Origin of the sequence: Ruegeria sp. HKCCA5426 (assembly GCF_013034585.1) — a bacterium.
Taxonomy (GTDB): Bacteria; Pseudomonadota; Alphaproteobacteria; order Rhodobacterales; family Rhodobacteraceae; genus Ruegeria.
Genome location: NZ_WQGH01000005.1, coordinates 275,849 through 290,042 on the forward strand (window position 1 = coordinate 275,849; position 14,194 = coordinate 290,042).

16 protein-coding genes and 1 pseudogene are annotated in these 14,194 nt (G+C 58.6%); 9 read left to right on the top strand and 8 right to left on the bottom strand.

Annotated elements, in window-relative coordinates; all coding sequences use genetic code 11:
• Positions 1-26 precede the first annotated feature (26 nt).
• The 6 genes from GOV87_RS10805 to GOV87_RS10830 all read right to left on the bottom strand — a co-directional run bounded on the left by GOV87_RS10805 (position 27) and on the right by GOV87_RS10830 (position 3,641).
• Complete coding sequence (locus GOV87_RS10805) at positions 27-860, bottom strand: EAL domain-containing protein (protein ID WP_171211752.1); 834 nt, start codon at positions 858-860, stop codon at positions 27-29.
• 99 nt (positions 861-959) lie between these two features.
• Positions 960-1,148, bottom strand: a complete 189-nt coding sequence (locus GOV87_RS10810) for a hypothetical protein (RefSeq protein WP_171124402.1) — start codon at positions 1,146-1,148, stop codon at positions 960-962.
• 90 nt (positions 1,149-1,238) lie between these two features.
• Positions 1,239-2,210 (bottom strand): sterol desaturase family protein, encoded by a 972-nt coding sequence (locus GOV87_RS10815; protein WP_171211753.1) that lies wholly within the window; start codon positions 2,208-2,210, stop codon positions 1,239-1,241.
• A complete protein-coding gene (locus GOV87_RS10820) occupies positions 2,207-2,593 on the bottom strand; it encodes a hypothetical protein (protein WP_171122614.1) in 387 nt (128 codons plus the stop codon). Before GOV87_RS10820 ends, GOV87_RS10815 begins: the two co-directional genes overlap by 4 nt.
• Before the next feature lie 61 nt (positions 2,594-2,654).
• Entirely contained in the window at positions 2,655-2,984 is a 330-nt protein-coding gene (locus GOV87_RS10825) for a hypothetical protein (protein ID WP_171211754.1), read from the bottom strand.
• Between the two features lie 90 nt (positions 2,985-3,074).
• Entirely contained in the window at positions 3,075-3,641 is a 567-nt protein-coding gene (locus GOV87_RS10830) for a TlpA disulfide reductase family protein (RefSeq protein WP_171211755.1), read from the bottom strand.
• Between the two features lie 21 nt (positions 3,642-3,662).
• Between GOV87_RS10830 and argH the strand changes: the two genes are divergently transcribed.
• From argH to GOV87_RS10855, 5 genes are all read left to right on the top strand, one after another.
• Positions 3,663-5,051, top strand: a complete 1,389-nt coding sequence (gene argH, locus GOV87_RS10835) for an argininosuccinate lyase (RefSeq protein ID WP_171211756.1) — start codon at positions 3,663-3,665, stop codon at positions 5,049-5,051.
• Complete coding sequence (locus tag GOV87_RS10840) at positions 5,051-5,233, top strand: argininosuccinate lyase (protein ID WP_171211757.1); 183 nt, start codon at positions 5,051-5,053, stop codon at positions 5,231-5,233. The genes argH and GOV87_RS10840 overlap by 1 nt, the downstream gene beginning before the upstream one ends.
• 85 nt (positions 5,234-5,318) lie before the next feature.
• Complete coding sequence (locus GOV87_RS10845) at positions 5,319-5,468, top strand: hypothetical protein (RefSeq protein WP_171122604.1); 150 nt, start codon at positions 5,319-5,321, stop codon at positions 5,466-5,468.
• A 65-nt stretch (positions 5,469-5,533) separates the two neighbouring features.
• A complete protein-coding gene (gene lysA / locus GOV87_RS10850; protein WP_171211758.1) occupies positions 5,534-6,799 on the top strand; it encodes a diaminopimelate decarboxylase in 1,266 nt (421 codons plus the stop codon).
• 37 nt (positions 6,800-6,836) lie between these two features.
• Positions 6,837-9,377: a TIGR02302 family protein gene (locus GOV87_RS10855; protein ID WP_254447354.1), complete on the top strand. Its 2,541-nt coding sequence runs from the start codon at positions 6,837-6,839 to the stop codon at positions 9,375-9,377.
• Between the two features lie 9 nt (positions 9,378-9,386).
• Here the strand turns inward: GOV87_RS10855 and GOV87_RS10860 are convergent, their stop codons facing one another.
• Entirely contained in the window at positions 9,387-10,163 is a 777-nt protein-coding gene (locus tag GOV87_RS10860) for a zinc-ribbon domain-containing protein (RefSeq protein ID WP_171211759.1), read from the bottom strand.
• Positions 10,164-10,347: 184 nt separating this feature from the next.
• On the opposite strand from GOV87_RS10860, the gene GOV87_RS10865 reads away from it, so the two are divergent.
• From GOV87_RS10865 to GOV87_RS10880, 4 genes and pseudogenes are all read left to right on the top strand, one after another.
• The gene (locus tag GOV87_RS10865) at positions 10,348-11,025 is read left to right on the top strand and encodes an ATP-binding cassette domain-containing protein (RefSeq protein ID WP_171211760.1); all 678 of its coding nucleotides are present in this window, start codon (positions 10,348-10,350) and stop codon (positions 11,023-11,025) included.
• Positions 11,022-11,921, top strand: a complete 900-nt coding sequence (locus tag GOV87_RS10870) for an ABC transporter permease (protein ID WP_171211761.1) — start codon at positions 11,022-11,024, stop codon at positions 11,919-11,921. The genes GOV87_RS10865 and GOV87_RS10870 overlap by 4 nt, the downstream gene beginning before the upstream one ends.
• 167 nt (positions 11,922-12,088) lie before the next feature.
• A pseudogene (locus GOV87_RS20660) lies at positions 12,089-12,409 on the top strand (lysophospholipid acyltransferase family protein); the annotation flags it as partial.
• A 237-nt stretch (positions 12,410-12,646) separates the two neighbouring features.
• Complete coding sequence (locus GOV87_RS10880) at positions 12,647-13,252, top strand: pyridoxamine 5'-phosphate oxidase family protein (RefSeq protein ID WP_171211762.1); 606 nt, start codon at positions 12,647-12,649, stop codon at positions 13,250-13,252.
• 9 nt (positions 13,253-13,261) lie between these two features.
• Here the strand turns inward: GOV87_RS10880 and GOV87_RS10885 are convergent, their stop codons facing one another.
• Positions 13,262-14,110: a TerB family tellurite resistance protein gene (locus tag GOV87_RS10885; RefSeq protein ID WP_171211763.1), complete on the bottom strand. Its 849-nt coding sequence runs from the start codon at positions 14,108-14,110 to the stop codon at positions 13,262-13,264.
• Positions 14,111-14,194: the final 84 nt, after the last annotated feature.

A 14,194-nucleotide genomic window follows, 5' to 3' on the forward strand; every position in this document is an offset into this window, starting at 1 on the left:
GCGGGGTTTGGGCGGATTGTTCCCGGTTAACTTGCTGTTTTAGGTGTTTTTTCCGCCTTCCACGGAGACTTGATCGAAGGCGAGCCGAACAAAAAACCCTGAAGGCAGTCAACGCCGTTAGCGATAAGGAATTCCGCGTCTTCTCTGGTTTCTACCGATTCGGCGGTGACCAGAATTTCAAACTCACGCGCGACGGCGATCAAGGCGCGCACCAGTGCCTGATTGTCAGGGTTGGTGCTGATGCCGCGGACAAATTGGCCATCTATTTTGGCCGCATCGAACAGGAACTCGCGGAAATGGCGAAAGCTGAAATTGCTGGCGCCAAAATCATCCAGTGCAAACGCAACCCCCCGAGGCTGCATACGGTCCATGAAATCGACCACAAGATCAGGCAAGGTCATGGCCGAGCTTTCCGAAATTTCCAAAATCAAGCGCTCACCTATGCTAACGTCCTTCTTGAGAAACCGTTCCATCACGCGGGACCATCGCCCATACCCGATCGAACGTGCGGACATGTTAATCGACATTCGGATGTCGGGATTCCGGGTCAGCGTGCGCAATCCCATCTCAAGCGCGACGCAGTCCACTTCACGAGCGATTGAAGTCTTTTCCAGTTGCGGCATGAATTCACGCGCAGGGATTACCCGGCCTGTTTCGTCCAGAACCCTGATGAACGCCTCATAGAATGCGACGCCGTGCGGAGGACTGGCCTGTATGACGGGTTGGAAAGCCAGTTTGCATTGTTTGTGCTTTATCGCTTCGGAGGCCATTTGTACCGCCGTCGCATCGCGCGAAGTGACAGCCGCATTCAGGGGGTTTTCCGACCCCTCGGGCATGTCTGCCAGTGTTTTGTCCTGCATGAGTCTGCCAATCCCTGCCGCCATAGGTCAGGTTTCGATTTCAAGGCATACTCGTGAATTTGCAGTTAACGGTGGGTGGGAATGATCCGTGCGTCAGCGTTATCGTGCCGCTTCCCAAGCTCGTCCCAGAGACGCAGCGGCCCCGATTACGGCTCCGGTAAAGCCAAGCGCCAACATGGAAAACCCAATTGCAATCAACAGGGGCAACGCTCCGCTTAACGCGGCGAACATTGCAACCAGCAAACCAGTCAGACCCAATATGGTCGATGCGGTCATAAATCGGGTCATGTCCTGCCTCCTGCTGTGTGTTTCGCGTATCCCGTTGATATGGATTGCGCGCATCACATTTCAAGATCAGACATAAGTTGGGTGGAGGCGTCAGACGCGCTTTGCCTGCGAATTGGGCATTTCTGTTTCGAATTGTTCAAATCCGGGCGACCCGCGATCTTCGGGATGGCGGGCAATGTGCTTGGCTTTGATCTGTTCCGAGTTGTCGCGGCTTCCGTCGTGGCTGTAGCCCGGAGGCGCGAAGCAATAGGCAAGCCGCTGCCGCACTGTCAGCCCCGGTTGCGTGGCGTCACGCCAGATACCGACCCATTCATGGAAGGCGACCCGCAATGGGTTGAACGTGCCGATGTTGTGAACCAGACCATAATCGACTTTGTCGTCTTCCTGCTCGGGGACGAAGGTGCCAAACAGTTTGTCCCAGATGATGAAGGTGCCCGCATAGTTGCAATCGAGATAGCGTGCGTTGCGGCCATGGTGGGCGCGGTGATGGCTAGGGGTGTTCATTACGGCCTCGAACCAGCGGGGCATTTTCTTGATGGCTTCAGTGTGAATCCAGAACTGGTAGACGAGGTTCACACCGCCGCAGAACAGCACCATTGCAGGGTGGAACCCCAGCAGGATCAATGGTGAACGGACGACCATCATGAAGGTGAATGAATAGGTCCAGGTCTGTCGCAACGCCGTTGTCAGGTTGTAGTGCTGCGAACTGTGGTGGTTCACATGGCTGGCCCAGACCCAGCGGATGCGATGACCGAAACGGTGCACCCAGTAATACCGGAGATCATCCAGCACGAAGCACAGGATAATCACCGGGATCGACGTGCCCAGATTCAGCGGAGTGATTTTCCAAAGCCACATGAACCCGGCCCATATCAGGAACCCCACCATGAGATCCGAGGCGATATTGCCGGCCCCCATGATCAACGAAGTGACAGAATCCCGGGTCTCGTACCGGCCCCCTTTGCCTTTCACAGCGATCCATATGAATTCGGCCAGAATGGCGGCAATGAAAAAGGGAATGGCCCATTGCACGGCGTCTGGAAATGTAACTTGATCGGTCATGCAGGCTCCAACAGAAGTTGCCAGTGCTGGCGTTCGAATTCGTCTAGGCGGACAAGGACTTTGGGTGTGCCGAATTCGTGGAAAAAGACTTCAAATCCGTCCGGATGGTCCATCCAGTCAAAGTCCAGCAAATGACGGGCCACAGTGTCTGCGCCAAAGGACCACACCAGCCCGCTACCAGAAGGGGTGCGGATCAGCGCGCTATGGCCATCATGGGCCACTGTCACATCTATGATGTCATCATCCGGCACATGGCGCAGCCATTCCGACCGCGCGCTTTCCGGCGTCAGGGTACGCACACGGGATTTGCCCGAGAGATGCATCATCAACGTGATCCCGGCGATTCCTCCAACCACCAGAACCAGCAGTAATTCAAGCGGCATAGCCTTCCTCCCGACGGGCAGAGTGCAAATCCCGGCGGAAACTGTCAAAGGTGGCGTCGCGTCAGCTTGCCTGAGCGTCGGTCAAGACTTCGTGTTGAACAACGCGTCTGACGAATGGGATCAACCCTTCGGGACCGGAGGCCCGATCTTTGAGGTGGATACAGATATCCGGCCTGCGTGACGCAATTATTCCAACCAGTTCGCCACGTATTTTGTCGTCCAGCCCTGCTCCAATTATGGCGCAGGCAATCTGCGGTTCGGCATCCAGTTGCCGCCTGACTTCATCCTGATCATGCGCGCCGAGCCATTGAATGGGCATATGGTCCAATTGCCGTGCAACATCACCGATCACATTTGGCAAGCGGCCAATCAGTAAGACTACCGGTTTCATCGCTGTCTCCTTTTCTGCAGGTTACAAACGAAAACCGGCCCGTTGGGGCCGGTTTTAGTTTAGCACAGAATGGAGTTTGGTGCGTTGGGCCTAGCTTTCCGCACCCACCAGAGCCGCGATAATCGCTTTCGCGCTGTCTGAATTCCACTCGGCATCTCCGATAAGCCGGGCGATCTCGTCGCCATTGGGATCCAGGATCACGGTAATCGGTAAGGCAATCACACCGAACTCACGCGCAACAGCCGAGCCCGCATCCTGATGGCGGGGCAAGTTATCGATGCCGTTTTCCTCGAAGAACTTCTTGATCCCGGCGGCCGAGTTGCGGCCTGTGGCCAGGGTGACAACCTCGAACTTGTCGCCGCCGAACTCTTCCTGCAGTTCAGCAATCTGGGGCATTTCCTTACGGCAAGGGGCGCACCACGTGGCCCAGAAGTTCACCAGAACATACTTGCCATTGTAATCCGCCAGCGTTGCGGTGCCGCCGTCATCTTCAAGCTGGAATTCGACCAACTCATGAGGTTTGGGTTCTTTGTGCAGGATCAGCCGTTTCAGCGTGCCGTCACGGAGCGGCTTCAGAGATTCGACATCCGCAGCCAAAGCCGCATTTGCACCCAGCGCAAGGGCCATATAAAGGGGGATCAGACGAAATAGGCGCATATCAACTCCGGGTTTTCTTACATGACCGATCAATCCTCGAACCAGATGTGGGGCGGCCGCTTTGCCGCCGGTCCAGACGCGATCATGGAGGCAATCAACGCCTCGATCGGGTTCGATCAGCGGATGGCAGCCCAGGACATCGCAGGCTCGCGCGCCCATGCCGCCATGCTGGCGGCTACGGGCGTTATTACTGATAATGACGCGCAGGCTATTCGGGAAGGGCTGCTCACAGTCTTGTCAGAAATTCAGTCCGGTTCGTTTCAGTTTTCAACCGCGCTGGAAGACATCCACATGAATGTCGAGGCACGCCTGAAGGAAGTCATCGGCGAACCGGCAGGCCGCTTGCACACGGGCCGCAGCCGCAACGATCAGGTGGCGACCGATTTCAAGCTGTGGGTCCGTGATCAGTTCGACGCGGCGGAGACCGGCTTGTTGGCCCTGATCCGCGCGCTGTTGACACAGGCCGAGGCCGGGGCTGATTGGGTCATGCCCGGTTTCACCCATCTGCAAACGGCGCAACCGGTCACTTGGGGCCATCACATGATGGCCTATGTCGAGATGTTTGGCCGTGACCTGTCGCGTGTGCGAGATGCGCGCGCACGGATGAACGAATCCCCCTTGGGTGCTGCAGCGCTGGCCGGAACGTCCTTCCCGATTGATCGGGACATGACCGCTCAGGCGCTGGGCTTTGACCGCCCCGCAGCGAACTCGCTGGACGCTGTCAGTGATCGGGATTTCGCGCTGGAGTTCCTGTCCATCGCCTCGATCTGCGCTTTGCACCTCTCTCGCTTTGCCGAAGAGCTGGTGATCTGGTCTTCGGCCCAGTTCCGATTTGTCACGCTGTCGGATCGGTTCTCGACCGGCTCGTCGATCATGCCGCAAAAGAAAAACCCCGATGCGGCCGAGCTGATCCGCGCCAAAGTTGGTCGTATCTACGGCGCGAACACCGCGCTGATGATGGTGATGAAGGGTCTGCCGCTGGCCTATTCCAAGGACATGCAGGAAGACAAGGAACAGGTCTTTGACGCCGCCGACAACTGGATGCTGGCGCTGGCTGCGATGGAGGGGATGGTCAAGGACATGACCGCCAACCGCGACAGTCTGGCGGCTGCGGCGGGGTCTGGGTTCTCGACCGCGACCGATCTGGCCGATTGGCTGGTGCGGGTGCTGGGCTTGCCATTCCGCGACGCGCACCACGTCACCGGTTCGTTGGTCGCGATGGCCGAAAGCAAGGGCTGCGATTTGCCTGACCTGACGCTGGAAGACATGCAATCGGTTCACGCGGATATAACCGAGGATGTCTATTCTGTTCTTACCGTCGAAAACTCGGTAAACTCGCGTCAGTCCTACGGCGGCACAGCCCCGGATCAGGTGCGTGCCCAGATCAAGCGGTGGAAGGCGTTGGCGTAATGCAGATCATGCGAGTTTTGCTTTTGGTCTCGCTCGGAGCGGTACTGGTCGGGTGCGGCGCGGACGGCGAGCCGATTCAACCGACGATGAACGCCAATATCGGCGTCGGCAGCAGCGGCACGCATGTGGGTGGCGGAATTGGTCTGCAACGCGGCGGGTTGGGAATTTACCTGGGCCGCTGACGAACGAAGATTGCAATTCTCTGGCTCCGCGCCCATTTGCACCCGGTAACTGGCGCTTTGGCGCCTTAACTCCGAAGAGACACGAATGAAAACTATTGGCCTGATCCTGTCGCTTGCCGTTCTGGCGGCGTGTGATCCTTCGTACAACCCGCGCCCAGAGCCCGAGACCAACTCGGGCGGGTCAGGGATCAAGATTTCCGGCTACGGACGGGTCGGCGTTTCAACATCCAACTAATGCAACGCAAGGGCGCGCGCAGAATCCATTGATCCGCGCGCCCTTTTTGGTCTAAGCGCGCGGGTATGGATCACTTTCTATATCGCGACGGCGCGCTTTTCGCCGAGGATGTCTCAATCTCCGAAATCGCCGCGAGCGTCGGAACCCCTTTCTATGTCTATTCCACAGCGACCCTGCTGCGGCATTTCAAGCTGTTTGATGATGCGCTGGACGGCATGGACCACCTTGTCTGCTATGCGATGAAAGCAGCCAGCAATCAGGCGATCCTGAAGACGCTGGCGCAGGCGGGCGCGGGGATGGATGTGGTCTCGGGCGGGGAGTATCTGCGGGCCAAGGCCGCAGGCGTGCCGGGCGACAAGATCGTATTCTCGGGTGTTGGCAAAACGGCGGATGAGATTCGCACCGCGCTGACCGGCGGTATCCGCCAGTTCAACGTGGAATCCGAACCTGAAATGGAAGTGATCAACGCGATTGCGCTGGAACTGAGCGTTGTGGCACCGATCACCGTGCGGGTGAACCCGGATGTGGACGCCAAGACCCACGCCAAGATCGCCACCGGCAAGTCGGAAAACAAGTTCGGCATTCCGATCGCCCGCGCGTCCGAGGTTTATGCCCATGCAGCCAGCCTGCCGGGGTTGGAGGTGATCGGCATCGATGTTCATATCGGCTCGCAGCTGACCGAGCTGGAACCGTTCGAGCTAGCCTATACCAAAGTCGCCGAATTGACCGAGCAGCTGCGCGCCGAAGGTCACAATATCCGTCGTCTGGATCTGGGCGGAGGCTTGGGTATCCCCTATACTCGCGCGAATGATGCGCCGCCGCTGCCGGTGGAATATGGCGCGCTGATCAAAAAGACACTGGGTCATTTGGACTGTGAGATCGAGATCGAACCGGGTCGCTTGATTGCGGGCAATGCGGGTCTGATGGTCAGCAAAGTAATCTACGTGAAATCGGGTGAAGGCCGTGATTTCCTGATCCTCGATGGCGCGATGAACGATCTGATCCGCCCCGCAATGTACGAGGCGCATCACGATATCGTCGCCGTGAATGAACCCGCGCCGGGGGTGGAACAGCAACCCTATGACATCGTGGGCCCCGTGTGCGAAACCGGCGATACATTCGCCAAACAGCGCAGCATGCCGCCGCTTGCGCCGGGCGATCTGGTCGCCTTCCGCAGCGCTGGGGCCTATGGTGCGGTGATGGCCAGCGAATACAATACGCGCCCTCTGATCCCCGAAGTTCTGGTGCATGGCGATCAATTCGCCGTAATTCGTGAACGCCCAAGCTTTGACGAAATGATAAACCGCGATACCATACCAGAGTGGCTTTGACGCGATAGGCGCGCGGGCCCGTTGACGGAGGCCCGCCTTGCGCACAAGACCGACCTTGCCGATCCCAAGACTGTCCCTGCTGCTGACGCATGCAGGGATGCTGGCCGAGCGAGTATGGCGTGCTTTTTGGCCGTTTTTTTCTGTACTTATGGTGATTTTGGCCGCGTTAATGCTGGGCCTGCAAGATCTTGTGACGGTTGAAACCGTCTGGATCGTCGGATCACTTTCGGTGCTGGGTCTTTTGGCTGCGCTGGCTTTGGGGGCAAGGCGATTCCATCTTCCGTCCCGGGCCGAAGCGTTGATGCGTCTGGATGAGACCCTTCCGGGCCGACCTATTCAGGCGCTTATGGACAGTCAGGCAATTGGCGCGATGGATGCGGACTCTGTCGCTTTGTGGCGCGCGCACCAAAACCGGATGGCCCAGCGTGCGGCACAGGCCGAGCCGGTCAAGCCAAACTTGCGCCTTGCGGATCGCGATCCCTATGCCCTGCGCTATTCGGCACTGCTGGCCTTGGTGATCGCTGCCTTGTTCGGGTCATTCTGGCGCATCGGATCGGTGGCCGAGATGACACCGGGGGCCGCGATGGCGGGGCAGGGGCCAAGTTGGGAAGGCTGGGTAGAGCCGCCCCGATATACCGGCCTGCCGACGCTCTACTTGGCCGATCAGTCCGACCCAACGCTGTCGATCCCGCAGGGCAGCCGGGTAACGCTTCGCTTTTATGGCGAAGTTGGTGCGCACAGCCTTACCGAAACAACCACTCTGCTGGGGACCGAAGCTGCAACCGCGCCCGAGCAGGAATTTGTTGCTGACCGGTCCGGGCTATTGAGGATTGATGGTCCTTCTGGACGAGATTGGACGCTGGATATCATAGCGGACGCGCCGCCCCAGATTGCCGTTGCGGATATAGCCGAGGCCGAAGCTGGAGGGCAGATGAAGCTGCCCTTTGCGGCTGGTGATGACTATGGCGTTCAATCCGGTTCGGCCACCATCGAACTCGACCTTGCCTCTGTTGACCGCCGTTATGGTCTGACGCATGAGCCAGAACCACGCGACGTAATTTCCGTTGAATTGCCGATGCCGATTACAGGGGATCGCACCGACTTTATCGAGGACTTTATCGAGGATTTCTCGGAACACCCCTGGGCGCATCTGCCTGTCAAAATCACTCTGACCGCGCGCGATGCCGCAGATCAGGAAACGCAGTCCGAACCGTATATGACGGCGCTGCCTGCCCGTCGTTTTTTCGATCCCTTGGCGGCGGCGATTATCGAACAGCGGCGCGATCTGCTATGGACACGCGAGAACGCCACGCGCGTTGCGCAGCTTTTGCGGGCAGTGTCTCATTTGCCCGAAGACGTGTTCCGATCGGATACGGCCTATCTGCGGTTGCGCGTGACGCTTCGGCGGCTTGAGACATTCACCGAATACGGCCTGAAACCGAAACAGCAGGCTGAGATTGCCCAGTCCCTGTGGGATCTGGCGGTTCTGATCGAGGAAGGAACGCTGGCGGATGCGTTGGAACGGATGCGTCGCGCGCAGGAACGCCTGACCGAGGCGATGCAGAACGGCGCAACCGATGAAGAAATCGCCGAGTTGATGCAAGAACTGCGCGAGGCTACGCAGGATTATATGCGGCAGCTTCAGCGGCTGGCGCAGGAAAATGGCGGTGAGGAAGGTCAGCAAGGTCAGAACGGCGAAACCATGCAAATGACGCAGGACGACCTGCAGCGCATGATGGACCGTATTCAGGAACTGATGGAACAGGGCCGTATGGCCGAGGCGCAGCAGGCGTTGGAAGAGTTCCAGCAGATGATGGAAAACATGCGCATCACGCAAGGTCAGGGTCAGGGCCAGCAGTCCGAAGGCCAGCAGGCGATGGAAGGTCTGGCCGAGACGCTGCGCGAACAGCAGGGGCTGAGCGATCAGGCTTTCCGCGATTTGCAGGAACAGTTCAATCCCGGCGCGCAAGCTGGTGAAAATCAGGGCAATGAAGGCCGAAATGGGGGTCAGGGCCGCGGCGAAAGCCACGAAGGCCAAGGTGGTCAGGGTCAGGGTTCGGATCAGGCCGGAGAAGGTCAGCAGGGTCAGGGATCGCTGGCCGATCGCCAGCAAGCCTTGCGCGATGAGCTTGGTCGGCAGCAACAGAACTTGCCCGGCGCTGGAACGCCCGAGGGCGAATCTGCCCGCGACGCGCTGGGTCGTGCGGGCCGCGCCATGGACGAGGCCGAGCAAGCGCTGCGCGGTGACGATCTGGCCGAGGCGATTGATCGCCAGTCCGAGGCGATGGAAGCCCTGCGCGAAGGTATGCGTTCACTGGGTGAGGCGTTAGCCCAGAACCAGCAGAACCAGCCCGGTCAAGGCGCGCAGGAAGGCGACATGCAGGCCAACAATCGCGATCCTCTGGGTCGTAGCCCGGGTGCAGCAGGGTCGATTTCAACCGATGACAACCTGCTGCAGGGCGAAGATGTCTATCGCCGGGCACGGGAATTGCTGGACGAAATCCGCCGCCGGACCGGAGAATCGGACCGGCCTGAGATTGAACTGGAATATCTCAAGCGACTGCTGGAGCGGTTCTAACGCGACAGGTCAGTTCTGCGGTGTGCCGGCTCCGGTCTGCGCCTCAAGCCAAACGCGTGCCTGATCGACAAGTGTCACATAGCCATCAAGGACAGGATCAGCCTGCGGTACGGCCTCGGAAATGCGTTGTGCGTTGCCGTAGATCAGGAACAGGATAACGCCAATGATGATCATCAGCAGGAAACCACGCCGGAACCCACCGCCAGACTTGCGCGGTACCAGTTCCACCTCTTCTTTCTTTTTCTTTTTTTTCTTGGGTGCGGGTTCTTCGCTACGCAGCGAGGAATTGATTGCGTCGACATCGGGAAGCGCGTCTTTCTGACCGGCATCCTCGGCCGTTTCCCTTGCCGTCAGGTCCTTGATTGCCTGCTCTGGCTCAGGCTCTGGAGGCGCGTCTAGCGCCAAATCGGGCTGCGTTTCCAGAGTTTCAGCTTCTTTCGCGCGCAGGTCAGCCTCACGCGCGGCTTCCTCTTTCAGGATGTTCGCTACGGCAGGATCAACGTTGCCCGACGCTGAGTCCTCGGACGGTTTGTCCTCGGCCGTTGGGGTTTCCGGTTCCGCGTCCGCTGCAGGTTTTTGCGGTGGTTCCGGCGCAGGTTCTGCCGGGGTTTTCTCAGCCGTGCCGGTTTCGGGTTTCGCTGGTTCGGGCGTGGCCACGGGTTCTGGGTTTTTGCTTTGGAACCATGTTTTTTCGCAGTTGGAGCATTGAACGTCACGCCCCTCTGAAGGGATAACCTCGTCTGGCACCTCGTATTGGGCACCGCAATTCGGACAAGTAAGACGCATGCTGCCTCCCGGCCATAGTATTGACCTGATGATAGTTTTTTCAGGAATGATATTCCGTTAAGACCTGACAGCAAAGAGTGTTTTCGGTTTCACGCCGTAAGTGTCACCAATTCGACCCGGTGCAGGCATTGAAACCGTCACCATGCTCGGGCAAGAAGAACAACAGAATAACCGGGGGGCGCCTGTGATCGAGCTGGAAAACGTCAGCTATACCTATGGTGGAGGGGCATTGCTGAGCGATGTTTCCCTACAGTTGAACCCGGGTTCGTTCCATTTTCTGACCGGGCCGTCGGGGGCGGGTAAGACGACCCTTTTGAAACTCTGCTATGGGGCGCTGTTGCCGACCTCAGGCCAGCTTAAGGCATTTGAGCAAGATGTTGCCACGCTGGACCGCGATCAAATGGCGTTGCTGCGCCGCCGGATCGGAGTCGTGCATCAGGATTGCCGGTTTTTGGATCACATGACATTGGCCGAGAACGTGGCCCTGCCGCTGATGGTGTCGGGCCGTGCCGAATCTGCGCAGCAGCAGGACTTGACCGAGTTGTTGAACTGGGTCGGGCTTGGCACGCGGCAAGACGCGGTTCCGCCCGAACTGTCCGGTGGTGAGCGTCAACGCGCAGCCCTGGCCCGGGCAGTGATCCTGTCGCCGGATGTCGTGCTGGCGGACGAGCCCACCGGGAACGTCGATTGGGAGATGTCCCAGCGTCTGCTGCGTCTATTGGTGGAGCTGAACAAGATGGGAAAAACCGTTTTGATCGCCACCCATGACCTTAGCCTCATCCGGGCGGCCAAAAGCCAGGTTCAGGCGCGTGTGTTGCGCATCTCGCAACGACAGGTCCAACTGGCCGGAGCAGATCTATGAGCGAGGGTACCATTCGCAATCTGCTGAAACGGGACAAGCGGGCTGATCGCGTTGTTCCCCCAACGGGGTATACGGCGCAGCTTACAGTGTTTGTCTCAGGCTCGATGGCTTTCCTTGCGGTGTTTGCACTGGCCCTGTCACTGGCATCGGGGCGACTGGCGGACCGTTGGGCGACCGAGCTGGCAGGGGCCGCTACGTTGCGCATCAATGCCCCGTCCGATCAGCTTGCCGCGCAGACCGAGGCCGCGTTGACGGTGCTGTCGCAAACGCCCGGAGTTGCATCTGCGCGGGCTTTGACATCGGATGAGCAATTGGCCCTGCTGTCTCCGTGGTTCGGCCCGGACTTGCCGTTGGATACGCTGCCCGTCCCGCAACTAATCGAGATTATCGAGGGCGCGCCAGGGCTGGATGTAACCGGCCTTCGCTTGCGGCTTGGGGCCGAGGTGCCGGGCGCTGTGCTGGATGACCATACCCGTTGGCGCGAGCCATTGGTCGATGCGGCGACGTCGCTGCGACGGCTGGGGTGGATTTCAATCCTGCTGATCGGTGTTGCGACGGCGGCCATGATCACATTGGCTGCAAACGCGTCACTTGCGGCCAATGCGCAGATTATCGAAGTTCTGCGGCTTGTGGGCGCGCGCGACAGATTCATCGCAAATGCTTTCGTGCGTCGGTTCACGTATCGCGCGTTCTTTGGTGCCTTGGTCGGCGTTGTGCTTGGGATGACAGGGGTCTTGCTGCTGCCCGAAGCCTCGGATGAGGGTGGGTTCCTGACCGGCCTCGGGTTTCAGGGGCTGGGTTGGTTTCTGCCGTTACTTATCCCCCTTATGGGAGCCGCAGTTGCGTTTCTGGCCACTTGGACCGCGGCAACCCGCAAATTGACGGAGCTTTCGTGATGGCTGATGCGATACAGTGGATTCGATCGTTGATTTTCATGATCGTGATTTACGCTTGGATGTTGGTTCTGGGCATTGTCTTTGCGCCTTACGCCCTGTTTGCCAAGAAAGGCGCGTTGCAGGCCTGCAAGCTGTACGCCCGCACAACCCTATGGCTGGCACGTTGGATGGTTGGTATTCGCTTCGAAGTTCGCGGCACGGTGCCCGTGGATGAAGTGGTAATCGGGGCCAAACACCAGTCGTTTCTGGATATCATGATAATCTTCCACGCGGTCCCGCATGGAAAGTTCATCATGAAGCGGGAATTGCTATGGACTCCGATGATTGGTCTTTACGCTCGTCGGCTTGGGTGTATCCCGGTGAATCGCGGCAAGAAAGGCGCAGCGGTGGCCAAGATGGTAAAGGACGTCGCGACAGAGTTTGCCGAGCCGGGTCAGTTGGTCATCTATCCGCAAGGCACGCGTGTCGCCCCCGGCGCGCGGAAACCCTATAAGGTTGGTGCCGCAGTGCTGTACGAAGGGTTGGGTTTTGCCTGTGTTCCGGCGGCTACTAACGCCGGAGTTTTCTGGCCTCGGACCGGGGTGATGCGAAAACCCGGTCTGGCGATTGTCGATTTCCTGGACCCGATCGAGCCGGGTGTCGAGCGGGAGGCGTTTCTGACCCGACTGGAAGAGGCAATCGAAACGCGTTCAGATGCGTTGATGCGGGAAGTGGGGTTGATCCAGATGGAGTTCATTGAGGACATAGAAACGCTCGAAAGCCTCTATGGTACGCCAGGTGCGCCATCCCTACGCAAAGTGGCGGACCGGATGACCCCTTTGTACCGAAAATGGATCAAGGCGTCGCGCTTGTGCGTCCTCAGCACAGTCGGTCCGGAAGGTGTGGATGGCAGCCCGCGCGGAGATGACGGGCCCGTGGTTCTGGAACTGGATAACAGAACGCTGGCGATGCCCGACTGGCGGGGCAACAACCGGCTGGACAGCCTGCGCAACATCGTGCGCGACCCGCGCGTTTCCCTGATGTTCATGGTGCCGGGGTCAAACAATGTCGTACGTGTGAATGGCACGGCCCGACTGACGGCAGACAAGGCTCTGACAGGGCGGTTTGAGAAAAACGGCAAACGTCCAGCGACGGTGATCGTTGTCGACATCGCCGAGGTCTACACACAATGCGCCCGCGCGCTTATCCGGGCGCGCACCTGGAACAGCGGTGACGAAAGCGCCAACCTTCCCACTATCGGCGAAATTCTAGCTGAGGCCTCAAGCGGAGAAGAGGGCGGCGCGCGCTATGATCAGGAATGGCAAGCACGAGCCGCGAAAACGATGTGGTAAATCCGCAGATCAGGCGGGTTGAGCGGCCATGTTCTGGAACATCGCCTTGACCTCGTCCACGCTGATGCCGAGACCCTTGGCCAGTTTGTGAATAAACACTGTTTCAGCCTTGTCCAGATCGCCATCTGCGCCCACGATCATCAGCGTGGCTTGCATGACCATGCGTTTCTGATCGGCAGTCAGCCCACGGCCAAAGGCCGCAAATTGCGCATCCGTTGGTTTGGCCTCGGCCATGTTATAGATGCGGCGAATACGGGATTCATCAAAGGTTTCACCCGTCATCTGCTGGGCGATGTTGGCCATCGTTGCAATTTCCGCCGCATCAAGCGAACCGTCCGCTTTTGCAGCGTGGCACATCGCATCCATTGCCTGCAACGCTGCAGGATTTGCTGTGCCCATTTCCGCATAGCGTTCTTTCGTGCGCTTGGATTGCCCCGCCTTTTTTGCTCCGGCCAAAATAAGAAGAACGGCGATTGCGCCCAAGCCCCAAAAGCCGGACACCATGTCCGCACGGGACATTTTGGGTTGCGCTGGCAAGTCCGAAGGAAAGTCTCCCAGTGCTTTCCCAAGCTCCAGCCTGTCTGCGGGCATGTTGTAGTAACTGTCGCTGTCGCATTTATTCGGCGCCATCACATAGCCGATAGAGCTGCGCCAAACCCCGGCGAACATGATGTGCGTTTTCTTGGTCAGATGGCACAACGACAGATTTTGACCGTTGTTGTCTTCAATATCCGTAGGGGTAATCAGGGTCATCTGCTCGGATGTACCCCAGACGCCACCCGCGCGCCCCGCCTGTGCCTCTTGTCCGAAAAATAACGTGATAATCAGCGCCGCAGCGCAAAATGAAAGAAATCTCATATCAGCCTCAAAAAAAATTTGTTCGATCCCAGCCGCAGGGACGCGCCCAGCGGTCACAAGGTGTTGATCAACCTAAGCGAGAGC

Excerpts from the sequence above, each read along its gene's own strand:
- GOV87_RS10820 (WP_171122614.1), bottom strand. The coding sequence starts at position 2,593 with ATGCCGCTTGAATTACTGCTGGTTCTGGTGGTTGGAGGAATCGCCGGG.
- lysA (WP_171211758.1), top strand. The coding sequence starts at position 5,534 with ATGGATCACTTTCTATATCGCGACGGCGCGCTTTTCGCCGAGGATGTC.
- GOV87_RS10885 (WP_171211763.1), bottom strand. The coding sequence starts at position 14,110 with ATGAGATTTCTTTCATTTTGCGCTGCGGCGCTGATTATCACGTTATTT.
- GOV87_RS10840 (WP_171211757.1), top strand. The coding sequence starts at position 5,051 with ATGCAGATCATGCGAGTTTTGCTTTTGGTCTCGCTCGGAGCGGTACTG.
- GOV87_RS10815 (WP_171211753.1), bottom strand. The coding sequence starts at position 2,210 with ATGACCGATCAAGTTACATTTCCAGACGCCGTGCAATGGGCCATTCCC.
- GOV87_RS10825 (WP_171211754.1), bottom strand. The coding sequence starts at position 2,984 with ATGAAACCGGTAGTCTTACTGATTGGCCGCTTGCCAAATGTGATCGGT.
- GOV87_RS10805 (WP_171211752.1), bottom strand. The coding sequence starts at position 860 with ATGCAGGACAAAACACTGGCAGACATGCCCGAGGGGTCGGAAAACCCC.
- GOV87_RS10810 (WP_171124402.1), bottom strand. The coding sequence starts at position 1,148 with ATGACCCGATTTATGACCGCATCGACCATATTGGGTCTGACTGGTTTG.
- GOV87_RS10845 (WP_171122604.1), top strand. The coding sequence starts at position 5,319 with ATGAAAACTATTGGCCTGATCCTGTCGCTTGCCGTTCTGGCGGCGTGT.
- GOV87_RS10860 (WP_171211759.1), bottom strand. The coding sequence starts at position 10,163 with ATGCGTCTTACTTGTCCGAATTGCGGTGCCCAATACGAGGTGCCAGAC.
- GOV87_RS10870 (WP_171211761.1), top strand. The coding sequence starts at position 11,022 with ATGAGCGAGGGTACCATTCGCAATCTGCTGAAACGGGACAAGCGGGCT.
- GOV87_RS10880 (WP_171211762.1), top strand. The coding sequence starts at position 12,647 with ATGGAGTTCATTGAGGACATAGAAACGCTCGAAAGCCTCTATGGTACG.
- argH (WP_171211756.1), top strand. The coding sequence starts at position 3,663 with ATGACCGATCAATCCTCGAACCAGATGTGGGGCGGCCGCTTTGCCGCC.
- GOV87_RS10830 (WP_171211755.1), bottom strand. The coding sequence starts at position 3,641 with ATGCGCCTATTTCGTCTGATCCCCCTTTATATGGCCCTTGCGCTGGGT.